We start from the raw sequence: 19,813 nt of genomic DNA, 5'->3' as shown, positions 1-19,813 counted from the left end.
GGACAATGGTCGCCATGGACGAGAACATCCAGGACGAAGCATGGTGGCGGCGGCAAGCCGCCGCGCAAGGAGAATGGTGGCGGAAACGGGCGGCAGCCCAGCAGGAGCAGACCCTCCGGCAGAACAACCTGATGTACGGCGGCTTGATCGCCATCGGAGTGGTCTTGGTGCAGCCGTTCCTGACCCCCGGAGGCGCTGCCCTCGATCTGTCCGCCCAGATCTGTGTGGTCGCTTTCTCCTTGGCCATCCCCCTCTTGTCCGCTCTTATCGTGTTGAACCGGCATGAGACCTATCGTCGGCGCTCGACAAGCTCCGTTTTCGTGCTGGTGGCGCAGCAGGCCGCGCTCGGGCTCGGGTACGTCGGGGTGGTCGCCGGTTTCTGGCACATCATGACGATCGCCGGGATCGCGATCCTGAGTGCCACGGTCTTGGGCGTGGCCGTGCATTCCGCGGGTTATGTGCAGGTGGAGGAAGAAGACGCCAAAGCCACACCAGGTGCGGAGCAACCACCCAAGCGCCATGATGACCACATGAGCGAAGTACTCAGATATACCGCTTTCACCACCACTCCCACCGGCGGCAACCCCGCCGGAGTGGTCTTGGATGCCCGGGAGTTGTCAGACGCGGAGATGCTCGCCATCGCCGCCGAACTCGGCTACTCCGAGACCGCCTTCCTGCACCCCACGGGCGAGCGCCAGTACCGGATCCAGTACTTCAGCCCTCTGGCCGAGGTCGCCTTCTGCGGCCACGCGACGATCGCCGCCTCGGTCGCGCTCGGCGAGCGGATCGGCCCCGGAACCGTGAACCTCACCACCCAGGCGGGCCCGGTCCCGGTGGACATCGCCGCGGATCCGACCGGTGAGATCACCGCCACTCTGACCAGTCCGCCGACCTCCACCCGCCAAGCCTCCGAAGAGGAGGTACGGCCCGTGCTCGCCGCACTGGGCTGGTCGGCCGACGACCTGGACCCCGCCTACCCGGCCCACGTCGCCAACGCCGGCAACGACCATCTCGTCCTGGCCGCGGCCAGCCGGAGCCGCCTGGCCGATCTCGACTACGACTTCGAGGCCTTGGGCAAGATCATGGCTGACTTGGGTTGGACCACCGTCCACCTCTTCTGGCCCGAATCCCCCACCGTCTACCACGCCCGCGACCCGTTCCCACCCGGCGGCGTCGTCGAGGACCCCGCCACCGGCGCCGCGGCCGCCGCCTTCACCGGCTATCTGCGTACGCTGGGACGCCTCGAAGACGGCACCGTTCTCACCATTCACCAGGGCGTCGACATGGGGCGGCCCAGCCTCCTGACCTGTAGCACCATTCCCGGCGACTCTCGCGTCACGGTCTCCGGCACCGCGGTGCCCATCCAGTAACTGACTGATCACTCGGGATCTGGGGCAGCCGTCCCGAGTTCCCGGCGCAGCCGGGCCGGGTCGACCTCGGTCACGGCTGTCTTCCCGTCCAGCTCCCAGCCCTTCCCGTACGCCGTGGCGAAGGCCTCCTCGCCCAGCGCGGCCCGCCCTCGGCGGGTGAGCTCGCGGACCTGCTGGTCGGTGCGGTCGTGCGTGCCGCGCAGCCGGGAGGCGACGCCGAGCAGGACGGCCGACTCGTGATGCCGCCCGCGCGCCTGGGCGAGCGCGGCCGCGTTCACCGCCCCCAGTGACAGGATCGGCAGGTCCCGGGCGTCCAGCGCCGCCGCGTACGCCTTCGCCAGCATCTTCTCCGCGCCGGCCAGGTCGCCCAGCTCCAGGCAGAGCGCGGCCCGTACGCTGCCGGCCAGCGCCCGCGCGTGGTCACCGGGGAACGTGGTGTCACCGAGCAGAGCTCGTTCGGCGTCGTCGAGCAGGTCCCGCGCCCGGTCCAGGTCGCCGCGCCGCACCCGGAAGGCGGCCTCCCACGCGTCGACCAGGGCCGACAGCTCCGGCGAGGCCGCGCGCAGCGCCAGCTCCCGGGCCGAGCCGACCATCGCGATCGTCGAGTCGGTGTCGCCGCGCCGCAGGTGCAGGTCGATCCAGCGCAGATGGAGAAACACCTCGTCGCTGAGGCTGAGCGAGCCGAACTCGCCGGCCAGCGACTGCGCCTCGCGCAGGTCGGCCAGCGCGCCGTCGAGGTCGTCGTCGTACTGCCGCTGCTGGGCGCGCATCGGCAGCACGGTGGCCTGGCCCCAGCGGTCGCCGGCCTGCCGGAAGCAGGCCAGGGCCGCCTCCACGTCGGCGCGCATGGTGTCGAACTCGCCCGCGTTCTCGGCGAACTGGGCGCGGAACATGCGGGCCAGCCCCGACAGCCACACGTCGTCGCCGTCGGCCAGGCGCGCGATCTTCGCGTACACGGTCTCCTCCTCCTGGAGGAACGCGAGTGTGAGCGCGGTGAGCGCGCCGCACGGGCCCGGCAGTTCCGGGTACGCGAGCAGCCGGTCGGCCAGCTCGCGCAGCCGCGCCTGGTCGTCCGCGACCTCCTCGGCGGTCAGCCCCGGCCGGGTGTCGGCCCGGTTGATCAGGTGGATCGCGTGGGCGCAGTCGCGGCCGGGCGTCGGCTCGCCGCCGCCGGGCACGGCCAGCGCCTCGCCCAGCCAGTAGGTCGCGTCGGGGTGCCGGCCGAACATCTGCCAGTACCAGGTCAGGTTCAGGGCGAGAGCGACCGCGGCGGTGGCGTCGCCGGTGTCGCACCGTCGGCGCAGGGCGGCCAGCGCGTTGTCGTACTCGGCGCTGATGACCCGGATGGCCGTCAGCTGGCCGGGCCCGCGCAGCCGCGGGTCGTACCGGGCCATCAGCTCGGCGAAGTGGCCGGCGGCCAGGTCGCGGACGGTGCCGAGGTCGCCCGTCTCGGCCAGGCGGTCGGTGCCGTACTCGCGCAGCGTCTCCAGCATGCGGTAGCGGCCCGGGTCGGGCGCGAGCTGCAACAGTGACCGGTCGACCAGGCCGGCGAGCAGCTCGGGGATCTCGGCGGCCGGCACCGCGGTGCCGGCGCAGAGCGCGGTGGCCGAGGCCGGCGTGACGCCGCCGGGCAGGATCGAGACGCGTTCGGCGACCGTACGCTCGTGCTCGCTCAGCAGTTGCCAGCTCCAGGCGATGACCGCGCGCAGCGTGCGGTGCCGGGGCAGCGCGGTACGGCTGCCGGTGGTGAGCAGCCGGAACCGGTCGGACAGCCCGTCGGCCAGCTCGGGCAACGACAGCGTCCGCAGCCGGGCGGCGGCCAGCTCCAGCGCCAGCGGCATCCCGTCCAGGCCGCGGACCACCCGCCGGACCTCGGGCAGCGTCGTGTCGTCCACGTCGAAGCCCGGGCGTACGGCCGCCGCCCGCTCGGTGAACAGGCGTACCGACGCCGCCCGCCGGGCCTGCTCGACGCCGTCGTCCGGGCCGGGCAGCGCGAGCGGGCCGAGCGGCACCAGCGCCTCGCCGTCGACCGCGAGAGGTTCGCGGCTGGTGGCGAGTACGCGCAGCTCAGGGCAGCGGGACAGCAGCGCCGCGACCAGGTGGGCCACGGCGTCGACAAGGTGCTCGCAGTTGTCGATCAGCAACAGGATCTCCCGGCCGCCGAGCCGGTCGGCGAGCACGTCCAGCTCGTCGCCCTCGACCCGCGTCCGGGCCTCGAACAGCGCGCCGCCGCGCAGCCCGATCCCGGCGAGCACGGCCGCGCCGACTTTGGCCGGCTCGGTGACCGAGGCGAGGTCGATCAGCCAGGCGCCGTCGCGGTAGTCGAGGCGGTGGCGGCGGGCGGCCTCGACGGCGAGGCGCGTCTTGCCGGCGCCACCGGGACCGAGCACGGTGACCAGGCGCCCGGTGGCGAGCAGCGTGTCGATCCGGGCGAGGTCGTCGTCGCGCCCGATGAAGCTGGTCAGCGGCGCGGGCAGGTTGCTCGGCCCGGTCGGCGGCGCGGGCAGGTTACTCGGCCCGGTCGGCGCGGTGTCGGCGGCCGGGGCGGGCCGCTCGGCGCGCAGCAGGCGCAGGTGGCGTTCGTGCAGGGCGGTGCCCGGGTCGGTGCCGAGGGCGTCGGCCAGGGCTTCGCGGACCCGCTCGTACAGGGCCAGAGCGTCGGCCTGGCGGCCCTGGGCGGCGAGCGCGTCCATGAGCAGCGCGGCCGCCCGTTCGTGGACGGGGTGCTCGGCGAGCAGGGCGGTCAGGCGGGCGGCGGCCGCGTCGGCACGGCCCAGGGACAGCTCGGCGTCGGCGAGGTCGGCGACGGCCTCGATCGAGGCGTGCGCCAGCCAGGTCGCGACGGTGGGCGCGACCGCGGCGACGACCGTGGGCTCGGTTCCGGGACGGTCGCCCCACAGCGCCACGGCCTCGCCGAGCACGGCCGCCGCGGCATGGGGGTCGTCGGCGCGCAGGCGGTCACGACCGGCGGCGGCGAGCCGCTCGAAGCGCAGCGCGTCCACCTCGGCCGCGTCCACGTTCAGCCGGTAGCCGCCCGCGGCCTGCGCGACGTCGCCGGCCGAGCCGATAGACCGGCGCAGCCGCGAGACGAGGGCCTGCAAGGCATGGGCGGGGTCGGCCGGAGGGTCATCGGCCCAGATCGCGTCGATCAGGACGCCCTGCTCGACCACGCGCCCGCCGGCCAGCGCCAGCCGTACGACCAGGCCCTGCGACCGCGCGCCGGGAACGGGCAGGGCGGCGTCACCGCGAGACACCTGAAAGGCGCCGAGCAGCGTGACGCGAAGCCTCGCATCCCCGTCCATCTTCCGAATCTTCGCGCGCGTGCCGACGAGTGTCCAAATCAGGATTTGTCCTCATGTGAGGGCCGTGTGTGCCCCGTGTGAGCGGCCCGCGTCAGTCTTCGTATGCCTCGGAGAACGTCGGGGGCGCGCGGAAGGACTGCGCAAAACGCTCTGGAATAGCGTTCCAATAAGTTGCGGAAAGGGGGCTTCCGTGCACGATGTAGTGATCGTGGGCGCCGGCCCGGTTGGTCTGTTCCTTGCCTGCGAGCTTGGTCTCGCGGGCTGCTCTGTCCTGGTGCTTGAGCGGGAGCCGGAGCCCGGCTCCCCGTGGAAGGCGGACCCGCTCGGAATGCGGGGCCTGTCCGCCGCGTCGGTGGAGGCGTTCTATCGCCGGGGGATGCTGCACGCGCTGCTGACGGCCTCAGGCGTCCCTTCCGGCGGGAACCCCGACACGGACGAGCCGTCACCCCCTCGTGGCGTGGGCCACTTCGCCGGCATGATGCTCGATCCGGCCAAGGTCGACGTCGCCGCCCTGCCGTTCCGGCTGCCCAGCCCGGCGATGGACGGCGTGATGACGAACCTCGAAGCGGTCGACGCGGTGCTGTCCGAGTGGGCGGCCAAGCTCGGCGTGGAGGTAAGGCGCGGCGTCACGGTCTCAGCCATCGCGCGGACCGATGAGAGCGTGGTCGCACGAGCCGGCGAGCACGAGTACGCGGCGCGCTGGCTCGTCGGCTGCGACGGCGGACGCAGCGCGGTGCGCGGGCTCGCGGGCTTCGACTTCGTCGGCACCGAGCCGCAGTTCACCGGCTATGTCGTGCTCGCCACCATCGCCGATCCCGAGAAGCTGCGCCCCGGATTCAACCTGACGCCGACCGGCATGTACCTCCGGACACCCGCGGAAGGGTACATCGGCATGCTGGACTTCGACGGCGGCACGTTCGATCGCTCGCGGCCGCCGACTCGCGACCATCTCCAGGCGGTTCTGCGCCGGGTGTCCGGCACCGACGTGACGCTGAGCGACGTCCATCTCGCTTCAAGCTTCACCGATCGGGCGATGCAGACGACGACCTACCGGCAGGGACGCGTCCTGCTCGCGGGCGACGCCGCTCACATCCACTCTCCCCTTGGGGCGCAGGGACTCAACCTCGGCCTCGGCGACGCCTCGAACCTGGGCTGGAAGCTCGCGGCGACCGTGCAGGGGTACGCGCCGGACGGGCTGCTCGACACCTACACCCGCGAGCGCCATCCGATCGGCGCCTGGGTGCTCGATTGGACGCGCGCCCAGGCGGCGGTCATGCGGCCGGACCCGCATGCCCAGGCGATCCAAGGAGTGGTCCGCGACCTGCTCGGGACCCGTGACGGAACGACGTACGTATTCGAGAAGACATCGGGATCGTCGCTCCGTTACGACCTCGGCAGCGAGCAGCAGTCGCTGGTCGGCCGCAATGCCCCGGATCTTCGTCTTGAGGACGGCACTCGCCTCGGCGAACTGATGCGGGACGGACGAGGCGTCGCGCTCGATTTCAGCACCGACCGGCGCCTGCACGATTCAGCGAGGGGCTGGGAAAGCCGGATGCGGTATGTAGCCGGTCCGGCGAGAAACGACCTCGGATTCGGGGCCCTGCTTGTCCGGCCCGACGGCATAGTCGCCTGGGCCGGTGATCGCGCCCCTGATCGTGACGCGTTCGAGCGGGCCGCCGGCCATTGGTTCGGTAGCCCGGCGATTTAACGCCGCACTCCCCCGAAATGAAATTTCCTCTCCTCAACCGAGACTCAGGAACACACATGACGATCACCCTCCGACCCGGAAGCACCGTAATGTTCACCGGCGATTCGGTCACCGACTGCCAACGACTGGAGAGCGAGGACGGCCTCGGCTTCGGCTACCCCCTGCGCGTCGCGGGCGAGTGGGGACTGCGGCACCCGGACCGGCCCGTGACCTGGCTGAACTCCGCGATCGCCGGCAACAAGGTGATGGACCTCGAAGCCCGCTGGCAGGCGGACGTGCTCGACGCGCGCCCGGACGTGGTGTCGATCCTCGTCGGCGGCAACGACGTGGCCTGGCACACGTACGACCCGGACGGCTACGTGATCTCCACGGAGGAGTACGCGGCAGGCTACGACCGCCTGCTCGCGCCCCTCGCCGAGGCCGGCGTCGAGCTGATCCTCATCGAGACGTCCCTCCTGCCGATCAGCGGCCTTGTCGAGGTCGGCGACGTGCACATCGGCAAGAAGGAGCGGAAGGAGTGGCGGGCCGACCTGGACCCGAAGAACCAGGTCGTCCGCGAACTCGCCCGCAAGTACGGCGCGCACCTGCTCGCCGCCGACGGCATGTTCGCCGAGCTCGCCGCGACGACCGGACCGGAGTACTGGGCCGCGGACGGCGCGCACCCGACACCGGCCGGTCACGCCGCACTCGCGGCTGCCTGGCTGCGCCTGGTCGCGTGACCGGGCCTCACGATGGCCCGCGACACCGGCGATCGTGAGGAGCTTCGCCGGCCGGCCCGCCGATACCCCAGGCGGGCGGGCGGGCCGGTCGGCCGGCGAAGAGTTTGTGAGACGAGGAGGCATTCCAGAAAGCGCGGATCGTTGAAACGGACACTTTCTGCTTCGTATTTCCGGCTACGCCATTATCAGCTTTTCGCCCGTTCAGCCGCTGTAACGGCCGAGGCCGGCATAGTACTTTGCTTCAGTGCTTAGATCACGCAATGCGGGCTGGGTCGCCATCCTGCGGCGCATGGCCGTTTGGCCGGTCGTCGCCGGAGTCATCATTTCCGGTTCGCCGGTCCCGTCATTCGCGTACGCCTCGGATTCACCCGCAACCGCCAATGCCATCATTGTCTGGGACGGCAACGCTCAGACAGCCATCTGGGATATCGCCGCGCAGCAGCCGCAAGTCCAGGCACGCAGCTTCGCGATGGTGCACGGAGCCGTTTACGACGCGGTGAACGCGATAGCCGGCACTCCCTATCAGCCGTACCTGATCGCACCGGCCGCCAAGGGGACCGAGTCGACGGACGCGGCCGTCGCGACCGCGGCCTTCCGCGTGCTGAACGCGCTGTTCCCGGCTCAGCAGGCGAGGTTGGAGACGCAGTACGACGAGTCGCTGGCCGCGATCCCCGACAGTGCCGCGAAGCGGCGCGGGATCACGGTGGGCGAGCAGGCGGCCGCTGCGATGATCGCCGCGCGGCGCAACGATGGCGCGTTCGGCAGCCAGACCTGGACCGTCGGCACCCAACCCGGCCAGTGGCGGCCGACGCCTCCCGCTTTCGCCTCCGACGGGGCATGGGTGGGTGACCTCAAACCGTTCCTCATCCCCCGCGCGTCCATGTTCCGCACGTCCGGCCCGCCATCGCTCACCAGCCGCCAGTACGCCCGGGACTTCAACGAGGTCAAGACGATCGGCTCGGCGACCAGCACCGTCAGGACGGCCGACCAGACGCAAGCCGCGATCTGGTGGCATGATCGACATCTCGTCGAATGGGAGATCAAACGCCAGCTCGCGACGACACAGGGACTGACCACGCTTCAGACTGCGCGGATGTTCGCGATGGTCGATCTGGCCGAAGCCGATGCCACGACCGCCTGCTTCAACGAGAAGGCGGCATGGAGCTTCTGGCGGCCGATCACCGCGATCCAGCTGGCCGACACCGACGGCAACCCGGCAACGGCGGCCGACCCCAACTGGACACCGTTGCTCGTTACGCCGCCGCACCCCGACTTCACATCGGGACATGCCTGTTTCACCGCGGCGAGCATGTCGGCGTTGGCGTACTTCTTCGGCCGGGACGACATCTCCTTCAGCGGGTACAGCGCCGCCTCGGGTACCACCAGGTACTTCCGCGGCTTTTCCCAGGCGATCGCCGAGGTCGTCAACGCCCGCGTCTGGGGCGGTATCCACACCCGCACGGCCGACGTGCAGGGCGCGAAGATCGGCGGCCAGGTCACCGCCTACATGGTCGGGCACTACTTCCGCCCGAAGAGGTAATGGCCTCGGCTCCGCCAGTGGGGTCAATGGCCACGTTCAACGCCAATCGGCCCTCTGCTCGAGCGCAGAGGCAAAGATCGGGTTTACCTTTGCCTAGTGAACGGTGATCTGCTCGACATCGTGTTGGTCGCTCTGGTGATCGCCTTCGGCTTCTCCGGATATCGCCAAGGGTTCGTCGTCGGGGCGGCCGGCTTCATCGGTTTCATCGGCGGATGTGTGTTCGGGATTAATCTCGCGCCGCCCATCGCGGGCGCGGTTGTGGACGGAGACGTCCCGCAGTTATTACTGGCCCTCGTAATCGTGCTTCTGGCCGCGATGATCGGTCAGTTCATCACATCTACCGTGGGGGCGGTATTGCGTTCCCATCTGCGGGACGAACCTGCCCGGAGGCTGGACGCGGTGGGCGGAATGCTGGTCGCCGCCTTTTCGGTGCTGGTCATCGCCTGGCTGGTCGGAAGCCTGCTGGTATCCACCTCGCTGGTGCCGGTCGTGGAACAGATTCGTGGCTCACTGCTCTTGGCCACGGTCGATCAGGCGGTCCCGGACGCGGCGCGCGACTGGCAGAAACCGTTCAAGCAGTTCATCGACCGGTCCGGCTTCCCGCCGGTGCTGGACGTGATCGCCGGCCAGCCGCTCATCGACGTTCCACCGCCGAGCGCGGCAGTGCTGAAGAGCCCCGCGTTACAGCAGTCGCGGGCCGGGATCGTGCAGGTGCAGGGGACGGCGAGCTCGTGCCGCAAGCGCATCACCGGCTCAGGATTCGTGTACGCGCCCGATCACATCATGACCAACGCGCACGTGGTCGCGGGGGTGGACGCGGAGTTGCAGATCATCGATCACGAGCAGCGCCCTCACCCAGCGGTGGTGGTTCTGTACGACCCGCGACGGGACGTGGCGGTCCTGCACGTACCGGGCCTCGGACTGCCGCACCTGACCTTCGACGGCGAGGCGGACAAGGGCGAGGACGCCATCATCGCGGGCTACCCCCAGGGCCGCGGGTTCACTCCGCAGCCGGCCCGGGTCGCGGCGCGGCAGAGCGCCTCCATCCCCGACATTTACCGAGGGCCCGAGGTGACGCGGGAGGTGTACCTCATTCGGGGCAAGGTCGAGCACGGCGACTCGGGCGGTCCCCTGCTGGCCACCGACGGGCGGGTGCTGGGCGTGGCCTTCGCCGCCGTCACCAGCCAGGAGGACATCGGTTACGTACTGACCGCCAGCGAAGTCGCCGCCGACGCCCGCGAGGCCGCGACCGCCACCAAGCCCGTCAGCACTCAGGTCTGCGACTGATCCCAGGGCGGACCATGGCCTCACAAGCCCAAGCGCTCGGCGCTCGGGCCGCACAGGCCCGAGCGCCGAGTCAGAATGAGGCGGAAGCGGCTGCGTCGCCGGATCTCAGGGCCGCCTCGACGATGCAGAGCGCCTCGGTCTCGTCGATGCCGACGCTCGCCACGACGGCCGCGTAGTCGGCGGCGGCCTGGCGGGCTCGTTCGCGGGCCTCCTCCCCCGCCGCGGACACGAACGACCCGGCCCGCCCCCGGGTCTCGATCAGCCCGGCCTCCTCAAGCTCCCGGTAGGCCCGGCCGACCGTGTTGACGGCCAGGCCGAGGTCGGCCGCGAGCCGGCGGATGGTCGGCAGCCGGGAGCCCACGGCCAGCGTACGGTCGTGGATCTGCCGGGCGAGCTGGGCCCGCAGCTGCTCGAACGGCGGCACCGGCGAGCCCGCGTCGATGACGATCATTCGACGCCGACCACGTGCCGCGCTGTGTCCGCGCACGACGGCGTCCTGGCATGGGCGGCGATGATGGCGGCGAGACCCAGCACCATGAAGCCTAGTGAGGCGGCGGTCCACCAGCCGGGCGCGGACCCGGACAGCAACACCACCGGCAACCCCAACAGCACGCTCGGCGCGTTGCTATCGCGCGCGTCCTCGATGCGCATGATGACGTCGGCCGTCAGCGACACCTCGTCCTCGGCCACGACCGGCCGGGCCAGCACCTCGCGCAGCTGCAGGGCCAAGCCGAGGCCGGCCCCGGCCACGGCGATCAGCAGCACGACAGCCATGTACCGCACTCTGCCCTCATCGACGGCCAGTGCGCTCACCCCCAGCGCGAACGCACCGGCGAAGATGCCGGCCACCAGCACGGCGTACCTCCTTCCAAGGAGGGTCCGCCAGCCGAGCTGCACCGGATGGGCCACTCGCCGCGCCAGTGCCGCCCCGGCCTGCCGGTCGACACGCCGTACCCAGGCGTCAAGCAGCATCCGGGCCAGCACCAGCCCGATGATCAACACGCTCAGGGCCAGCACCAGCGTCGGCCGCGCCGGCCAAAGTCCGCCGGATGCGGCAGTGGCCATCAGGTCAGTGGCCTGTGCCAGCGCGGCCGCGATATACAGCGCGGCCAGCAGGACACTGCCCATTAGCCGCGCCCGCCGCCGTACCGCCAGTCGCGTGGTCAGCAACGGTGTCGGTGGGCCGTCGCCGAGGCCGTGCTGCCGCAGCCAGGTCTCCGTGAGTCGGACCTCCGCCGGCCGCGGGCCGGCGCCCGGCATGGAACTGTTCGCCATACCGTCTCCTTTGTCGCAAGGTTTGTATCAACATGTTGCGTCATAGCTTGCGACAAAGTCAACAGGGTCGACGACGCTCGAGATTTTTGGTTTTGCGGCGAAATGGCACGGCCGCATCCACCAATGAAGAGGGTGTTCGCATCCCGTATCGAGTGAAGGACGTCACGATGGGACCCGCCCGTGCCAGATGACACCGACAGGTTCGAAGCCGTGTATAGGGCGACCTATGACCAGGTCATCGCCTACGCCGGACGCCGCTGCGATTCCCCGCAAGACGCGGCGGACGTGGTCGCCGAGACCTTCACCATCGTCTGGCGCAAGATGGACGAGTTGCCTCCAGGTGCGGAGGCGAGGCTCTGGGTGTACGGAGTAGCACGCAACGTGCTGGCCGACCATCGCCGCCGCGCGCTTCGGCACCAGTCGCGCCACCGGGAACTCGACACGGAGATGGCCGATCTCTATGGCGATCCCGCTGACCACAACGTCGAGCTGAACGCGATCGCCCAGGCGTTCAGCACGCTTTCCGACGACGACCGTGAGCTCCTCTCGCTGGTCGCGTGGGAGGGCCTGGACCGCAAAGAGATCGCCACGATGCTGGGGCTTTCCCGCAACGCCGTACGCATCCGGCTGTACCGAGCCCGCAAACGCTTTTCCCTCGCGCTCGACGAAGCCGATGTCCGATTCACATCAGCCAGCGCCGCTATTCCGGCAGGGAGACCGCTTTGAAGAGCATTGATGAGATCAACGAGCTGCTGAAGCCGCTAGCCCGGATCGGGCCAGACGAAGCGGGCGAACGTGCCAGCGGCACCCGCGCACAGGCATTGTTCACGGACATCATCGCCCAGGAGCGGGACCCGGCGACGACGAGGGCCCCGCGACGCCTGCGCACCCGGCACCGGGCTCGTCGCACGCTGCTCGGACTCGCCGCCTCCGTCGTCCTCGCCTTCGGCGCCGTCCTCGGACCGAGCCTGCTGGGATACAGCGGCGGTACCGCGATCTCCTACGCCAACTCCGCGGTGGAGATCCGGGAAGAGGCGGACACCTATGTCGCCCGGATCAAGGACCCCTACGCGGATCAGCGGAAGTTCTCGGAGGCGTTCCGGGCGCTTGGCCTCAACGTCGAGCTCAAGGTGATCCCGGTCTCCCCGGCCTCGGTGGGCAAGATCGTGAGGATTCAAGGGGGTGGGCCCTTCTGGGTCCGCAGGGAACCGGAAGGCTGCGATTTGGCCGACAGCGACTGCTTCATGGTCGTGACCGTTCCCGCGGCGCTCAAGGGCACCTCCGACGTGATGCGTTTCGACTTGGGACGGCCGGCCAAGCCAGGCGAGTCCTATGCGAACGAATGGCAGTCGGCCACTCGCACCGGAGAACAACTGGCCGGGGCCAAGGTGAGCGGCCAGACCGTCGATGACGTGCTGGCCGAAGTGCGGAAGCGCGGCTTGACCGCCGAGTTCAGCCTTGTCTCCGTCGATGACGGCGGGTACCAGCTCAAGCCGCTGGCGGCGGACCAGGTCGGCGCCAACTGGATCGTCTACAACGTCGCGTCGGTACGCCCCGGCGTGGTCCGGCTGCAGGTCACCGCCGAGCGCGAGCCCGCCCTCGAATACGAGCGGGACTGAGCGGGGTCGAGCGGCCCACCGACCGGGGGGCCACTCGGCGTGCGTCGCGGCGGCGCTGGACGCGGGCATCACCACGTTCATCTTCTGGGGCGCATCGATCAGGTGCTCGACGGCGTCGTCGAAACGAGCCCGGCGCTGACGACGAGCCCGTAACGGGATGACAGGTCGCCGCCTGGGGCCGGAGTAGGTCAGCGTGGCCTGTTCGCCTTGACGTACTCCGCGCCAAGGACATTCAGCAGAGCCAGGGCTTCGACGCCAGGGGATCCTGAGGGCGCGCTGTAGAGCACGAGGTGCTGGTCGCGTTCCGTGAGCGCGAGCGAGTCGCAGTCAACGGCGATCTCCCCGACGACCGGGTGCCGGAACGTCTTCATGAGCGTTGGCGCGGCCTGCACGTCGTGCCGCTCCCAGAGCCGGGCGAACTCGGGGCTGGCATCGCGGAGCTCGTCGACGAGCTCGATCACCGCGGGGTCGGACGGGTAGCGGGCGAGGGTGGATCGCAACCCCATGACGACCTGGTGCCGGAACTCCACGGCGTCGGAGATTCCGTACAACGTCGCATCGGGGCGCGTAGGGCCGAGGAATGCCCGGCGCGCGAGATTGCGGTCCCGCGGGGCGAGCTCGGCGAAGTCCTCCATGAGCGCGGCCGCGAGGTCGTTCCACGCGAGCACCTCGAACGTGGCCGAAATCACGAAAGCGGCCGTCTGCGGCAGCCGCTCGAGGAGCGCGAGGATGCTCGGGCGTACGTCGCGCCGGTGCAGTCCGGTACGCCTCGGCGCGGTTCCCGCGAGGACGTGGAGGTGGTCGGACTCGGCGTCCGTGAGCCGCAGCGCGTCCGCGATCCCGGCGAGGACCTCGCCCGACGGTCGCGGCGCCCGGCCCTGCTCGAGCCGGACGTAGTACTCCGTGGAGATGTGCGCGAGGACCGCGACCTCCTCGCGGCGAAGTCCCGGTGTCCGGCGTCGCGGGCCCGAGGACAGTCCGATGTCCTGCGGCCGGAGCCGCTCGCGACGGCTCCGGAGGAACGCCCCGAGTTCCTGTTTGTCCATATCCCCAGTGTGCACGCTGCGCGGCGATCGATCCTGGTACCGTCTGTGCCTGCATCCGGCCTGGTCGCCGGCCTGACACTGTCGTCATGACGAACACCACTGACATCGCACCCATCGGCCTGCTCACCGGCAAGGTCGTGTTCATCACCGGCGCCAGCCGCGGCATCGGGGCGGCCGCGGCCCGGCTCTTCGCCGCCGAGGGGGCCGCCGTCGTACTCGCCGCCCGCGGCACCGACGCCCTGCGGCAAATCGTCGCCGAGATCCGCGCCGACGGCGGCGTCGCCGACGCCGTCACCCTGGACCTCGCCGACCGTACGAGCATCCGCGCGGCGGTCGACCGCGTCGAGGAGCTGCACGGACGGCTCGACGGCGCGTTCAACAACGGCGCGGTGATCCAGCGGCCTGGTCCGCTCGACACCACGAGCGATGAGGACATAGAGCAGCAGTTCGCGGTGAACTTCCGGGCGCACTGGACCGCCATGACGGCTGAGGCCGCACTCATGCGACGCGACGGTGGCGGGGCGATCGTCAACACCTCGAGCATCGGCAGCCGCCGCGCGAACCCCGCACTCCCCGCGTACGGCGCCATGAAGCGCGCGCTCAACAGCATCACCGAGACCGCCGCGGTGAGCTGGGGCCGTGATGGCATCCGGGTGAACGGCATCACCCCCGGCGGCACCGCCACGAAGATGATCGACGATTGGGAGGCGGCGACCCCCGGCATCGTCGAGAAGGTGAAGGCATCGGTCCCGCTCGGACGGATGGCCGAGCCCCACGAAGTCGCCGAGGTGGCGGCGTGGCTGCTCAGCGACCGGGCATCGATGGTGACCGGCGCGATCGTGCCGGTGGATGGCGGCGCCGGCGCCTGAAAGGTATAACCCCGTGCCCGCCGCTTCGATACCCGATTTCGGAGCCTTTGCCAGTCCCGTTCATAGGGCTTGCGTGCTAGAAATGAGAGTTCGCCCGTGATCTAGGAAAGGGGCGTTCGTGGGGATCGGATCCGTGAAGCGGCCTGAACGTGTTGCGGTCATCGGAGTGGGCATCCTCGGAGCCTGCGTGGGCTGGAACCTGTCCCGGCACGGCGCCAAGGTGATCTTCATCGACGCGGGCCAGCCGGGGGAAGGCGTCACCAACTGGTCCTTCTCGTGGGTCAACGCCAGCAACAAGACCGCGCGCAGGTCCTACTTCGACCTGAACGTCGCGGGCATGGCCGCCTACCGTGAGCTCGCCGGAACCATCGGGCCGGACTCATGGTGGTATCCCAGTGGCCACCTGCGCTGGACAGACGATCCCGCGGCGGAGGCGAAGCTCCTGGAAACAGTCGGGCTGCTGGCCGGCTGGGACTACCGGGTCGAGGTGTGCACGGGGGCCGAGGTGCGCCGCCGCCTCGAACCCGCCCTCACGATGCCCGACGAGGCTCCCGTCGTGTTCTACCCCGACGAAGCCTGGGTGCATGGACGTCATCTCGTCGGGCGCCTGGTCGGCCAGGCCGTCGCGGCCGGCGCCGAGCACCGGTTCGGCACCACGGTCAGTGACATCGGCACCGGTGCCGACGGGAGCATCCGGACAGTTACTCTCTCCGATGGGAGCCGTCTCGACGTCGACATCGTCGTGAACGCGGCGGGCCCCAGCGCCTCGCACGTCGCCGGGCTCATCGCACGGCACGTGCCGATGCGCCGGGAACCCGGCGTCGTGACCCGGATCGGCTGTGCTCAGGTCCCGGTCCACCGGGCCATGCACGCGCCGCACATCGAGATCCGTCCTGACGGAGACGCTTCGGTGGTCCTCCACAGCCGCGAGATCGACGCACTCATCGACACAGTCGAGGATCCGGCGGAACTCGCGCGGCTGCTCCACGAATTGGCGCGGCAGGTCGTTCCCGAGTTCGGCGACTCCCGCGTCGTACAGACACGGGTATCCAACCGGCCCATCCCAGCCGACGGATTCCCTTCGGTGGGCGCGGTGCCGTCTGTGCCCGGCTACTACGAGGCCGTTTCCCACAGCGGCATCACGCTCGGGCCGGTCATCGGCCGGCTGCTTGCTTCGGAGATCGTCAGTGGGGAGAGAGATGAGATGCTCGCGGACTTCCGTCCGGAGCGGTTCTCCCCGTGACAGGCCGGGCAAGTCTTGATAGTCCGGACAAGCTGGGTGATGCGCCTCGCTGCCAGGCCGCGACTGCACCGGAGGCCAGATTCGGCGATTGTTTGTGGCGCAACAAAAAAGACAAACCGGAATATAGCCATAACAAAGCCCCTGAAGTAATACCAGGGGCTTTGCGTGACGCTAGAAGTCGAATTCACCCTTTTTGGCACCGTCGATAAAGGCGGCCCAGACTGAGTCGCGAACGACGTACGGGGTCTGGTCGGGAGCCTCAGTGTCTCGGATGCCGACACGCCCGCCGGACAACGGGGCAACCTCCAGACAGTTGCCGTTGTTCGAGCCCGAGGCCTTGGCCTTGCGCCATGCAGCGGCGGCCAGCTCGTCGGACAGTTCCTCATTCATGCTCATACCTCTCTAGCATCTCGCGTAGCACGTTCTTGGTGACATGCAAGGGGTGTGCCCATGCACGGATCATGTCGTACCTCAGGCTAATAGCCTGCACCTCTTCCACGCGATCGGTTACTTGGCCGCTGGACGGAGACTCCAGGTAAGCCCAGTCTTGCGCGTTGGGTAGCTGTGCGATGGCGAAGCCGCCGAGTAGGCCCGTGGTCTGTTCTGTCTCAAGCGGGACGATCTGAATGGTGATCTTCGGATGGTCCGTAAGCGACAGTAGCCGCTCAAGCTGTTGCCGCATGCCTTCGCGTCCACCGATCTGACGATGCAAGACGCCCTCATCCATGACACCGGTGAACATGGGACACGTAGGCCGATCGAAGATGGTTTGCCGCTGGAGCCGCGCCTCAAGCGCCTGCTCGACCTCCTCTTCGGTCGCTCCTGGCCTGCCCCGCAGAACAGCACGAGCATAGTCAGCTGTTTGCAGAAGACCGGGCACGATGAGCGGTTCCCAGCTCCGTATGGTCCGGGCCGCCGCCTCGATCTTCGGCCACTCCCTGAACCACTTCGGCGCGGTCTTGGGGTTGATCTTTTTCCAGAGGTCGACCAGCTCCCCTTTGAGCCCTAGAACCTCCTCAACGCGCGTAACGAACTCCTCCGGCACTGGACGTTTCGCAAGCTCGTAGTAGCCGACCATCGTCCCCGAATACCTCACCCGCGAGCCGAACGCTTCTAGCGACCAGCCCTGAGCCTGGCGCAGCCTGCGCAGCTCATGACCAAAGATGGCCTCCGGCAGGAGGTTTTGGGGTTCGTCTGACCATGCCGACATTTCGACTCTCCGTCCGGGGGAGCAACAGGAGTTGTGGACAGCAACAACAACAGCCGCAACAGAATTGTTGAAAGGTGTCGCAGCCGCCCTATCTCAAAAATAGCTGGCCAGGAGCATTCTTGGAAATGCCCCTCGGGAAACAAACGACGGCGGTTCAGTCTCTCATAACAGGACAACTCTGACTTAGTTGCGACGCGGGCCGCATACCAGACACAGAAATGGTCGGTGATTCTGTGCCAGCACAGATAGAGGACATCGTCATATCGAGATTCATAACGCTGCGTCGAACTGCCAAAACGCCCTGGCAGGCGCGGCAAGCGATCAAGATATGGCTTGCCGCCAGTGACCCGGTACGGGACGACGCACTCCAAGTCGTCTCCGAGCTGGTGACGAACGCCTGTGTACACGTGCCGCAAGGCCGGCGGCGCGACTGGCTCAAACTACGGATGGGCTTCGGGAACGGCTTCATCCGTCTGGAGGTGATTGACCCCGGCGCCCCGGCGCCAGAGCCACGATTCATCCCTGGCCAGTCTCCGAATGTCGAGGCCGAGTCGGGCCGCGGCCTCGACATCGTAAGCAGGCTCTCCGTGCGGTGCGGCACGTACGTCACTCCGCTCGGCCGCCGCGTTGTGTGGTGCGACCTAGAGATCCCCCGTTCTCTGCCCGACCAGGAGCCCAGATGACTAGCGCTTGTTGCCGGCGATCTCGAACAACTGGACGCCAAGTTAGAGCGCCAACCTTGATGCTCGTGACCAGCCGAGTGCCATCGCCGCGGCTGATCACGCTCCCCCGGCCCTACCGCTGAGCAGCGGCAAAGGAGACAGGCCGCCAAGTGTCTCTTGAAGTGGGCCTCGGGGGCGGCCTTCGTCGTTGAATCCGGTAGCAACAAAGGCCGCAACAAGCTCTCGCCTTGGTTGGTTGAGAACTGCCCCCTATCTCCCAGCCAGGGCATCCCCTCATCTGCGGACATCCGTCCCTGGCGTTCGCGGATGAGGTCGCCCCCGGTTGGACGCACCTTCCAACCGGGGGCCTTCACTTCCACCAACAGGGCCGAACGGCCGAGAAACTACACCACTCTGCGGGACGTCATCCGACTCAGCGAGTGGCGCTAGTTCGGCACGCGGGGCGTGTGAGTGCCTGCGGCACAGCTCGACGAGCGCAGCGACCGCCCGAACCAGCTGGGCAAGGACCCTGCTGTCCGATGACTGACGGCAGCCGGTGGCAGCAATTATGCCGAACGCCCTGAAGTGGACGTCCACCTTGTCCCGCTCCAACCAGCTGACCCGGCGAAGCGTGCTAGGAAAGGCAGTCCGAGCGCAGCGAGGCCCTTCAGGGGGCGGGCGTCAGCCCGCCTGGGAGGACGTCCGGAGCGAAGCGGAGGGCCTTTGTGGGCGGGCGGGCATCAAACGGCCAACCACCGAATCGGGTAAGGGGTGGGAGAAAGAACGTCCGGAGCGAAGCGGAGGGCCTTCAGGCTGAGTCTCGGACGATCAGGCTGGTGGGGAGGGCTATCGAGTCGACCTGGTCGGCGCCGTCGATCAGGGCCAGCAGTAGGCGTACCGTCTCCTGAGCCACGTCCCTCAGCGGTTGCCGGATCGTGGTCAGCGGTGGATGGGTGGAGATCGCCACCGATGAGTCGTCGAAGCCGCCCACCGCCACGTCCTCAGGTACGCGCCGGCCCGCCGCCCGCAGCGTGTGCAGGGCCCCCGAGGCCATCACGTCCGAGGCGGCAAAGACCGCGTCCAGGTCTGGTACGCGTTCCAGGAGGCGGGCCATGGCGGTCTCGCCGCTGGCGTGGGTCCAGTCGCCGTGTTCGATCAGCTTCTTGGATGCCTTGCGGCCGAGGACGTCGGCGAAGCCTTCGAGGCGCTGGATGCCGCCCGGCGTGTCCATCGGGCCGGTGATCATCGCGATCTTCTTGCGGCCCCGTGAGACCAGGTATTCGGCCATCTGGCGGGCGCCGCCCCGTTCGTCGCAGGCCGCGTACGGGATCACCGTCTCCCTGCCGATGACGGCGCCGCAGGAGACCACCGGGATGCCGGCGCCGTGGAGCGTGTCGACCAGGGGGTCGCCGGCGTGGGTGGACAGGAGGAAGACGCCGTCGGCGTGGCCGCCCCGTACGTAGCGGAGGACCTGTTCGCGCTCCCTGTCGTCGCCGGCGATCATCATGACCAGCGACAGGTCGCGTTCGCCGAGGCGGCGGATCGCGGTGCGGATGGTGGTGGTGTAGTTGGGGTCCTCGAAGGGGGGTTCGGACAGGACCATGACGACCGATCCGGCGCGCTGTCTGACCAGGTTGCGGGCGTTGCGGTTGACGACGTAGCCGGTCTCGGCGATGGCGCGTTCGATGGCGATCCGGGCCGCTGGGCTCACATAACGGTCGCCGTTCAGGACCCGCGAGACGGTGCCGCGTGAGATCCCGGCCGCCGCGGCCACGTCATGGATGGTCGGCCTTTTCACGCGTTCAGCATCTCACGGTCCACCGCTGAAGCACTGTGAACGTGCACACACCTTTTGGGCCGTTTAACGACACCGTAACGAGGGGTTGACAGCGCAGATGGCCGGACACACGCTGTGAACGTTCACAGACCCTCCAGGACGCTGACTCCCCCAGGTCGAGGTACC

At 69.0% G+C, this 19,813-nt stretch carries 17 protein-coding genes; 10 read left to right on the top strand and 7 right to left on the bottom strand.

Annotated features, from left to right (window positions below; genetic code table 11):
- Positions 1-14: 14 nt before the first annotated feature.
- Positions 15-1,370, top strand: a complete 1,356-nt coding sequence (locus AB0B64_RS43350; protein ID WP_358185704.1) for a PhzF family phenazine biosynthesis isomerase — start codon at positions 15-17, stop codon at positions 1,368-1,370.
- 8 nt (positions 1,371-1,378) lie between these two features.
- Here AB0B64_RS43350 and AB0B64_RS43345 read toward each other — a convergent pair whose 3' ends face one another.
- A complete protein-coding gene (locus AB0B64_RS43345; RefSeq protein ID WP_357958203.1) occupies positions 1,379-4,672 on the bottom strand; it encodes a BTAD domain-containing putative transcriptional regulator in 3,294 nt (1,097 codons plus the stop codon).
- A 190-nt stretch (positions 4,673-4,862) separates the two neighbouring features.
- On the opposite strand from AB0B64_RS43345, the gene AB0B64_RS43340 reads away from it, so the two are divergent.
- The 4 genes from AB0B64_RS43340 (at position 4,863) to AB0B64_RS43325 (ending at position 9,926) form a co-directional block, all read left to right on the top strand.
- A complete protein-coding gene (locus AB0B64_RS43340; RefSeq protein WP_358185700.1) occupies positions 4,863-6,380 on the top strand; it encodes an FAD-dependent oxidoreductase in 1,518 nt (505 codons plus the stop codon).
- A gap of 56 nt (positions 6,381-6,436) precedes the next feature.
- On the top strand, positions 6,437-7,099 hold the full coding sequence (locus AB0B64_RS43335; protein ID WP_358185697.1) for a GDSL-type esterase/lipase family protein: 663 nt from the start codon (positions 6,437-6,439) through the stop codon (positions 7,097-7,099).
- 289 nt (positions 7,100-7,388) lie between these two features.
- Positions 7,389-8,639: a vanadium-dependent haloperoxidase gene (locus AB0B64_RS43330; RefSeq protein ID WP_358185693.1), complete on the top strand. Its 1,251-nt coding sequence runs from the start codon at positions 7,389-7,391 to the stop codon at positions 8,637-8,639.
- Positions 8,640-8,735: 96 nt separating this feature from the next.
- The gene (locus AB0B64_RS43325) at positions 8,736-9,926 is read left to right on the top strand and encodes a MarP family serine protease (protein WP_357958211.1); all 1,191 of its coding nucleotides are present in this window, start codon (positions 8,736-8,738) and stop codon (positions 9,924-9,926) included.
- 70 nt (positions 9,927-9,996) lie between these two features.
- On the opposite strand, the gene AB0B64_RS43320 is transcribed toward AB0B64_RS43325, so the two are convergent.
- Together AB0B64_RS43320 and AB0B64_RS43315 are read right to left on the bottom strand one after the other, a co-directional pair.
- Positions 9,997-10,377: a GntR family transcriptional regulator gene (locus tag AB0B64_RS43320; protein ID WP_357958213.1), complete on the bottom strand. Its 381-nt coding sequence runs from the start codon at positions 10,375-10,377 to the stop codon at positions 9,997-9,999.
- A complete protein-coding gene (locus AB0B64_RS43315) occupies positions 10,374-11,201 on the bottom strand; it encodes a hypothetical protein (protein ID WP_358185687.1) in 828 nt (275 codons plus the stop codon). Before AB0B64_RS43315 ends, AB0B64_RS43320 begins: the two co-directional genes overlap by 4 nt.
- A 180-nt stretch (positions 11,202-11,381) precedes the next feature.
- Between AB0B64_RS43315 and AB0B64_RS43310 the strand changes: the two genes are divergently transcribed.
- Together AB0B64_RS43310 and AB0B64_RS43305 are read left to right on the top strand one after the other, a co-directional pair.
- A complete protein-coding gene (locus AB0B64_RS43310) occupies positions 11,382-11,927 on the top strand; it encodes a sigma-70 family RNA polymerase sigma factor (RefSeq protein ID WP_358185684.1) in 546 nt (181 codons plus the stop codon).
- Positions 11,924-12,820 carry a hypothetical protein gene (locus AB0B64_RS43305; RefSeq protein ID WP_358185680.1) on the top strand — a complete coding sequence of 299 codons (897 nt, stop codon included), beginning with the start codon at positions 11,924-11,926 and terminating at the stop codon, positions 12,818-12,820. The genes AB0B64_RS43310 and AB0B64_RS43305 overlap by 4 nt, the downstream gene beginning before the upstream one ends.
- Before the next feature lie 188 nt (positions 12,821-13,008).
- Here the strand turns inward: AB0B64_RS43305 and AB0B64_RS43300 are convergent, their stop codons facing one another.
- Positions 13,009-13,866, bottom strand: coding sequence for a helix-turn-helix transcriptional regulator (locus AB0B64_RS43300; RefSeq protein ID WP_358185677.1), 858 nt, complete (start codon positions 13,864-13,866; stop codon positions 13,009-13,011).
- Positions 13,867-13,952: 86 nt separating this feature from the next.
- Here AB0B64_RS43300 and AB0B64_RS43295 point away from each other — a divergent pair, with 86 nt between their 5' ends.
- Together AB0B64_RS43295 and AB0B64_RS43290 are read left to right on the top strand one after the other, a co-directional pair.
- Positions 13,953-14,735, top strand: coding sequence for an SDR family oxidoreductase (locus AB0B64_RS43295; protein WP_357958218.1), 783 nt, complete (start codon positions 13,953-13,955; stop codon positions 14,733-14,735).
- Between the two features lie 118 nt (positions 14,736-14,853).
- Entirely contained in the window at positions 14,854-15,978 is a 1,125-nt protein-coding gene (locus AB0B64_RS43290; protein ID WP_358185671.1) for an FAD-dependent oxidoreductase, read from the top strand.
- A gap of 171 nt (positions 15,979-16,149) precedes the next feature.
- Here the strand turns inward: AB0B64_RS43290 and AB0B64_RS43285 are convergent, their stop codons facing one another.
- Together AB0B64_RS43285 and AB0B64_RS43280 are read right to left on the bottom strand one after the other, a co-directional pair.
- Positions 16,150-16,368, bottom strand: coding sequence for a DUF397 domain-containing protein (locus tag AB0B64_RS43285; RefSeq protein WP_358185668.1), 219 nt, complete (start codon positions 16,366-16,368; stop codon positions 16,150-16,152).
- Entirely contained in the window at positions 16,361-17,188 is an 828-nt protein-coding gene (locus AB0B64_RS43280; protein ID WP_358185665.1) for a helix-turn-helix transcriptional regulator, read from the bottom strand. Before AB0B64_RS43280 ends, AB0B64_RS43285 begins: the two co-directional genes overlap by 8 nt.
- 218 nt (positions 17,189-17,406) lie before the next feature.
- Between AB0B64_RS43280 and AB0B64_RS43275 the strand changes: the two genes are divergently transcribed.
- Positions 17,407-17,871, top strand: coding sequence for an ATP-binding protein (locus AB0B64_RS43275; protein WP_358185661.1), 465 nt, complete (start codon positions 17,407-17,409; stop codon positions 17,869-17,871).
- Between the two features lie 787 nt (positions 17,872-18,658).
- Here the strand turns inward: AB0B64_RS43275 and AB0B64_RS43270 are convergent.
- Positions 18,659-19,648 carry a LacI family DNA-binding transcriptional regulator gene (locus tag AB0B64_RS43270; RefSeq protein ID WP_358185658.1) on the bottom strand — a complete coding sequence of 330 codons (990 nt, stop codon included), beginning with the start codon at positions 19,646-19,648 and terminating at the stop codon, positions 18,659-18,661.
- Positions 19,649-19,813: the final 165 nt, after the last annotated feature.

Source organism: Nonomuraea sp. NPDC049129, assembly GCF_040648495.1.
Taxonomy (GTDB): Bacteria; Actinomycetota; Actinomycetes; order Streptosporangiales; family Streptosporangiaceae; genus Nonomuraea.
Note: the sequence above shows the minus strand (reverse complement) of the source record. Positions and strands in the feature narration are given on the sequence as shown.

Excerpts from the sequence above, each read along its gene's own strand:
- AB0B64_RS43350 (WP_358185704.1), top strand. The coding sequence starts at position 15 with ATGGACGAGAACATCCAGGACGAAGCATGGTGGCGGCGGCAAGCCGCC.
- AB0B64_RS43345 (WP_357958203.1), bottom strand. The coding sequence starts at position 4,672 with ATGGACGGGGATGCGAGGCTTCGCGTCACGCTGCTCGGCGCCTTTCAG.
- AB0B64_RS43335 (WP_358185697.1), top strand. The coding sequence starts at position 6,437 with ATGACGATCACCCTCCGACCCGGAAGCACCGTAATGTTCACCGGCGAT.
- AB0B64_RS43330 (WP_358185693.1), top strand. The coding sequence starts at position 7,389 with ATGGCCGTTTGGCCGGTCGTCGCCGGAGTCATCATTTCCGGTTCGCCG.
- AB0B64_RS43320 (WP_357958213.1), bottom strand. The coding sequence starts at position 10,377 with ATGATCGTCATCGACGCGGGCTCGCCGGTGCCGCCGTTCGAGCAGCTG.
- AB0B64_RS43315 (WP_358185687.1), bottom strand. The coding sequence starts at position 11,201 with ATGGCGAACAGTTCCATGCCGGGCGCCGGCCCGCGGCCGGCGGAGGTC.
- AB0B64_RS43300 (WP_358185677.1), bottom strand. The coding sequence starts at position 13,866 with ATGGACAAACAGGAACTCGGGGCGTTCCTCCGGAGCCGTCGCGAGCGG.
- AB0B64_RS43295 (WP_357958218.1), top strand. The coding sequence starts at position 13,953 with ATGACGAACACCACTGACATCGCACCCATCGGCCTGCTCACCGGCAAG.
- AB0B64_RS43285 (WP_358185668.1), bottom strand. The coding sequence starts at position 16,368 with ATGAATGAGGAACTGTCCGACGAGCTGGCCGCCGCTGCATGGCGCAAG.
- AB0B64_RS43280 (WP_358185665.1), bottom strand. The coding sequence starts at position 17,188 with ATGTCGGCATGGTCAGACGAACCCCAAAACCTCCTGCCGGAGGCCATC.
- AB0B64_RS43275 (WP_358185661.1), top strand. The coding sequence starts at position 17,407 with ATGGTCGGTGATTCTGTGCCAGCACAGATAGAGGACATCGTCATATCG.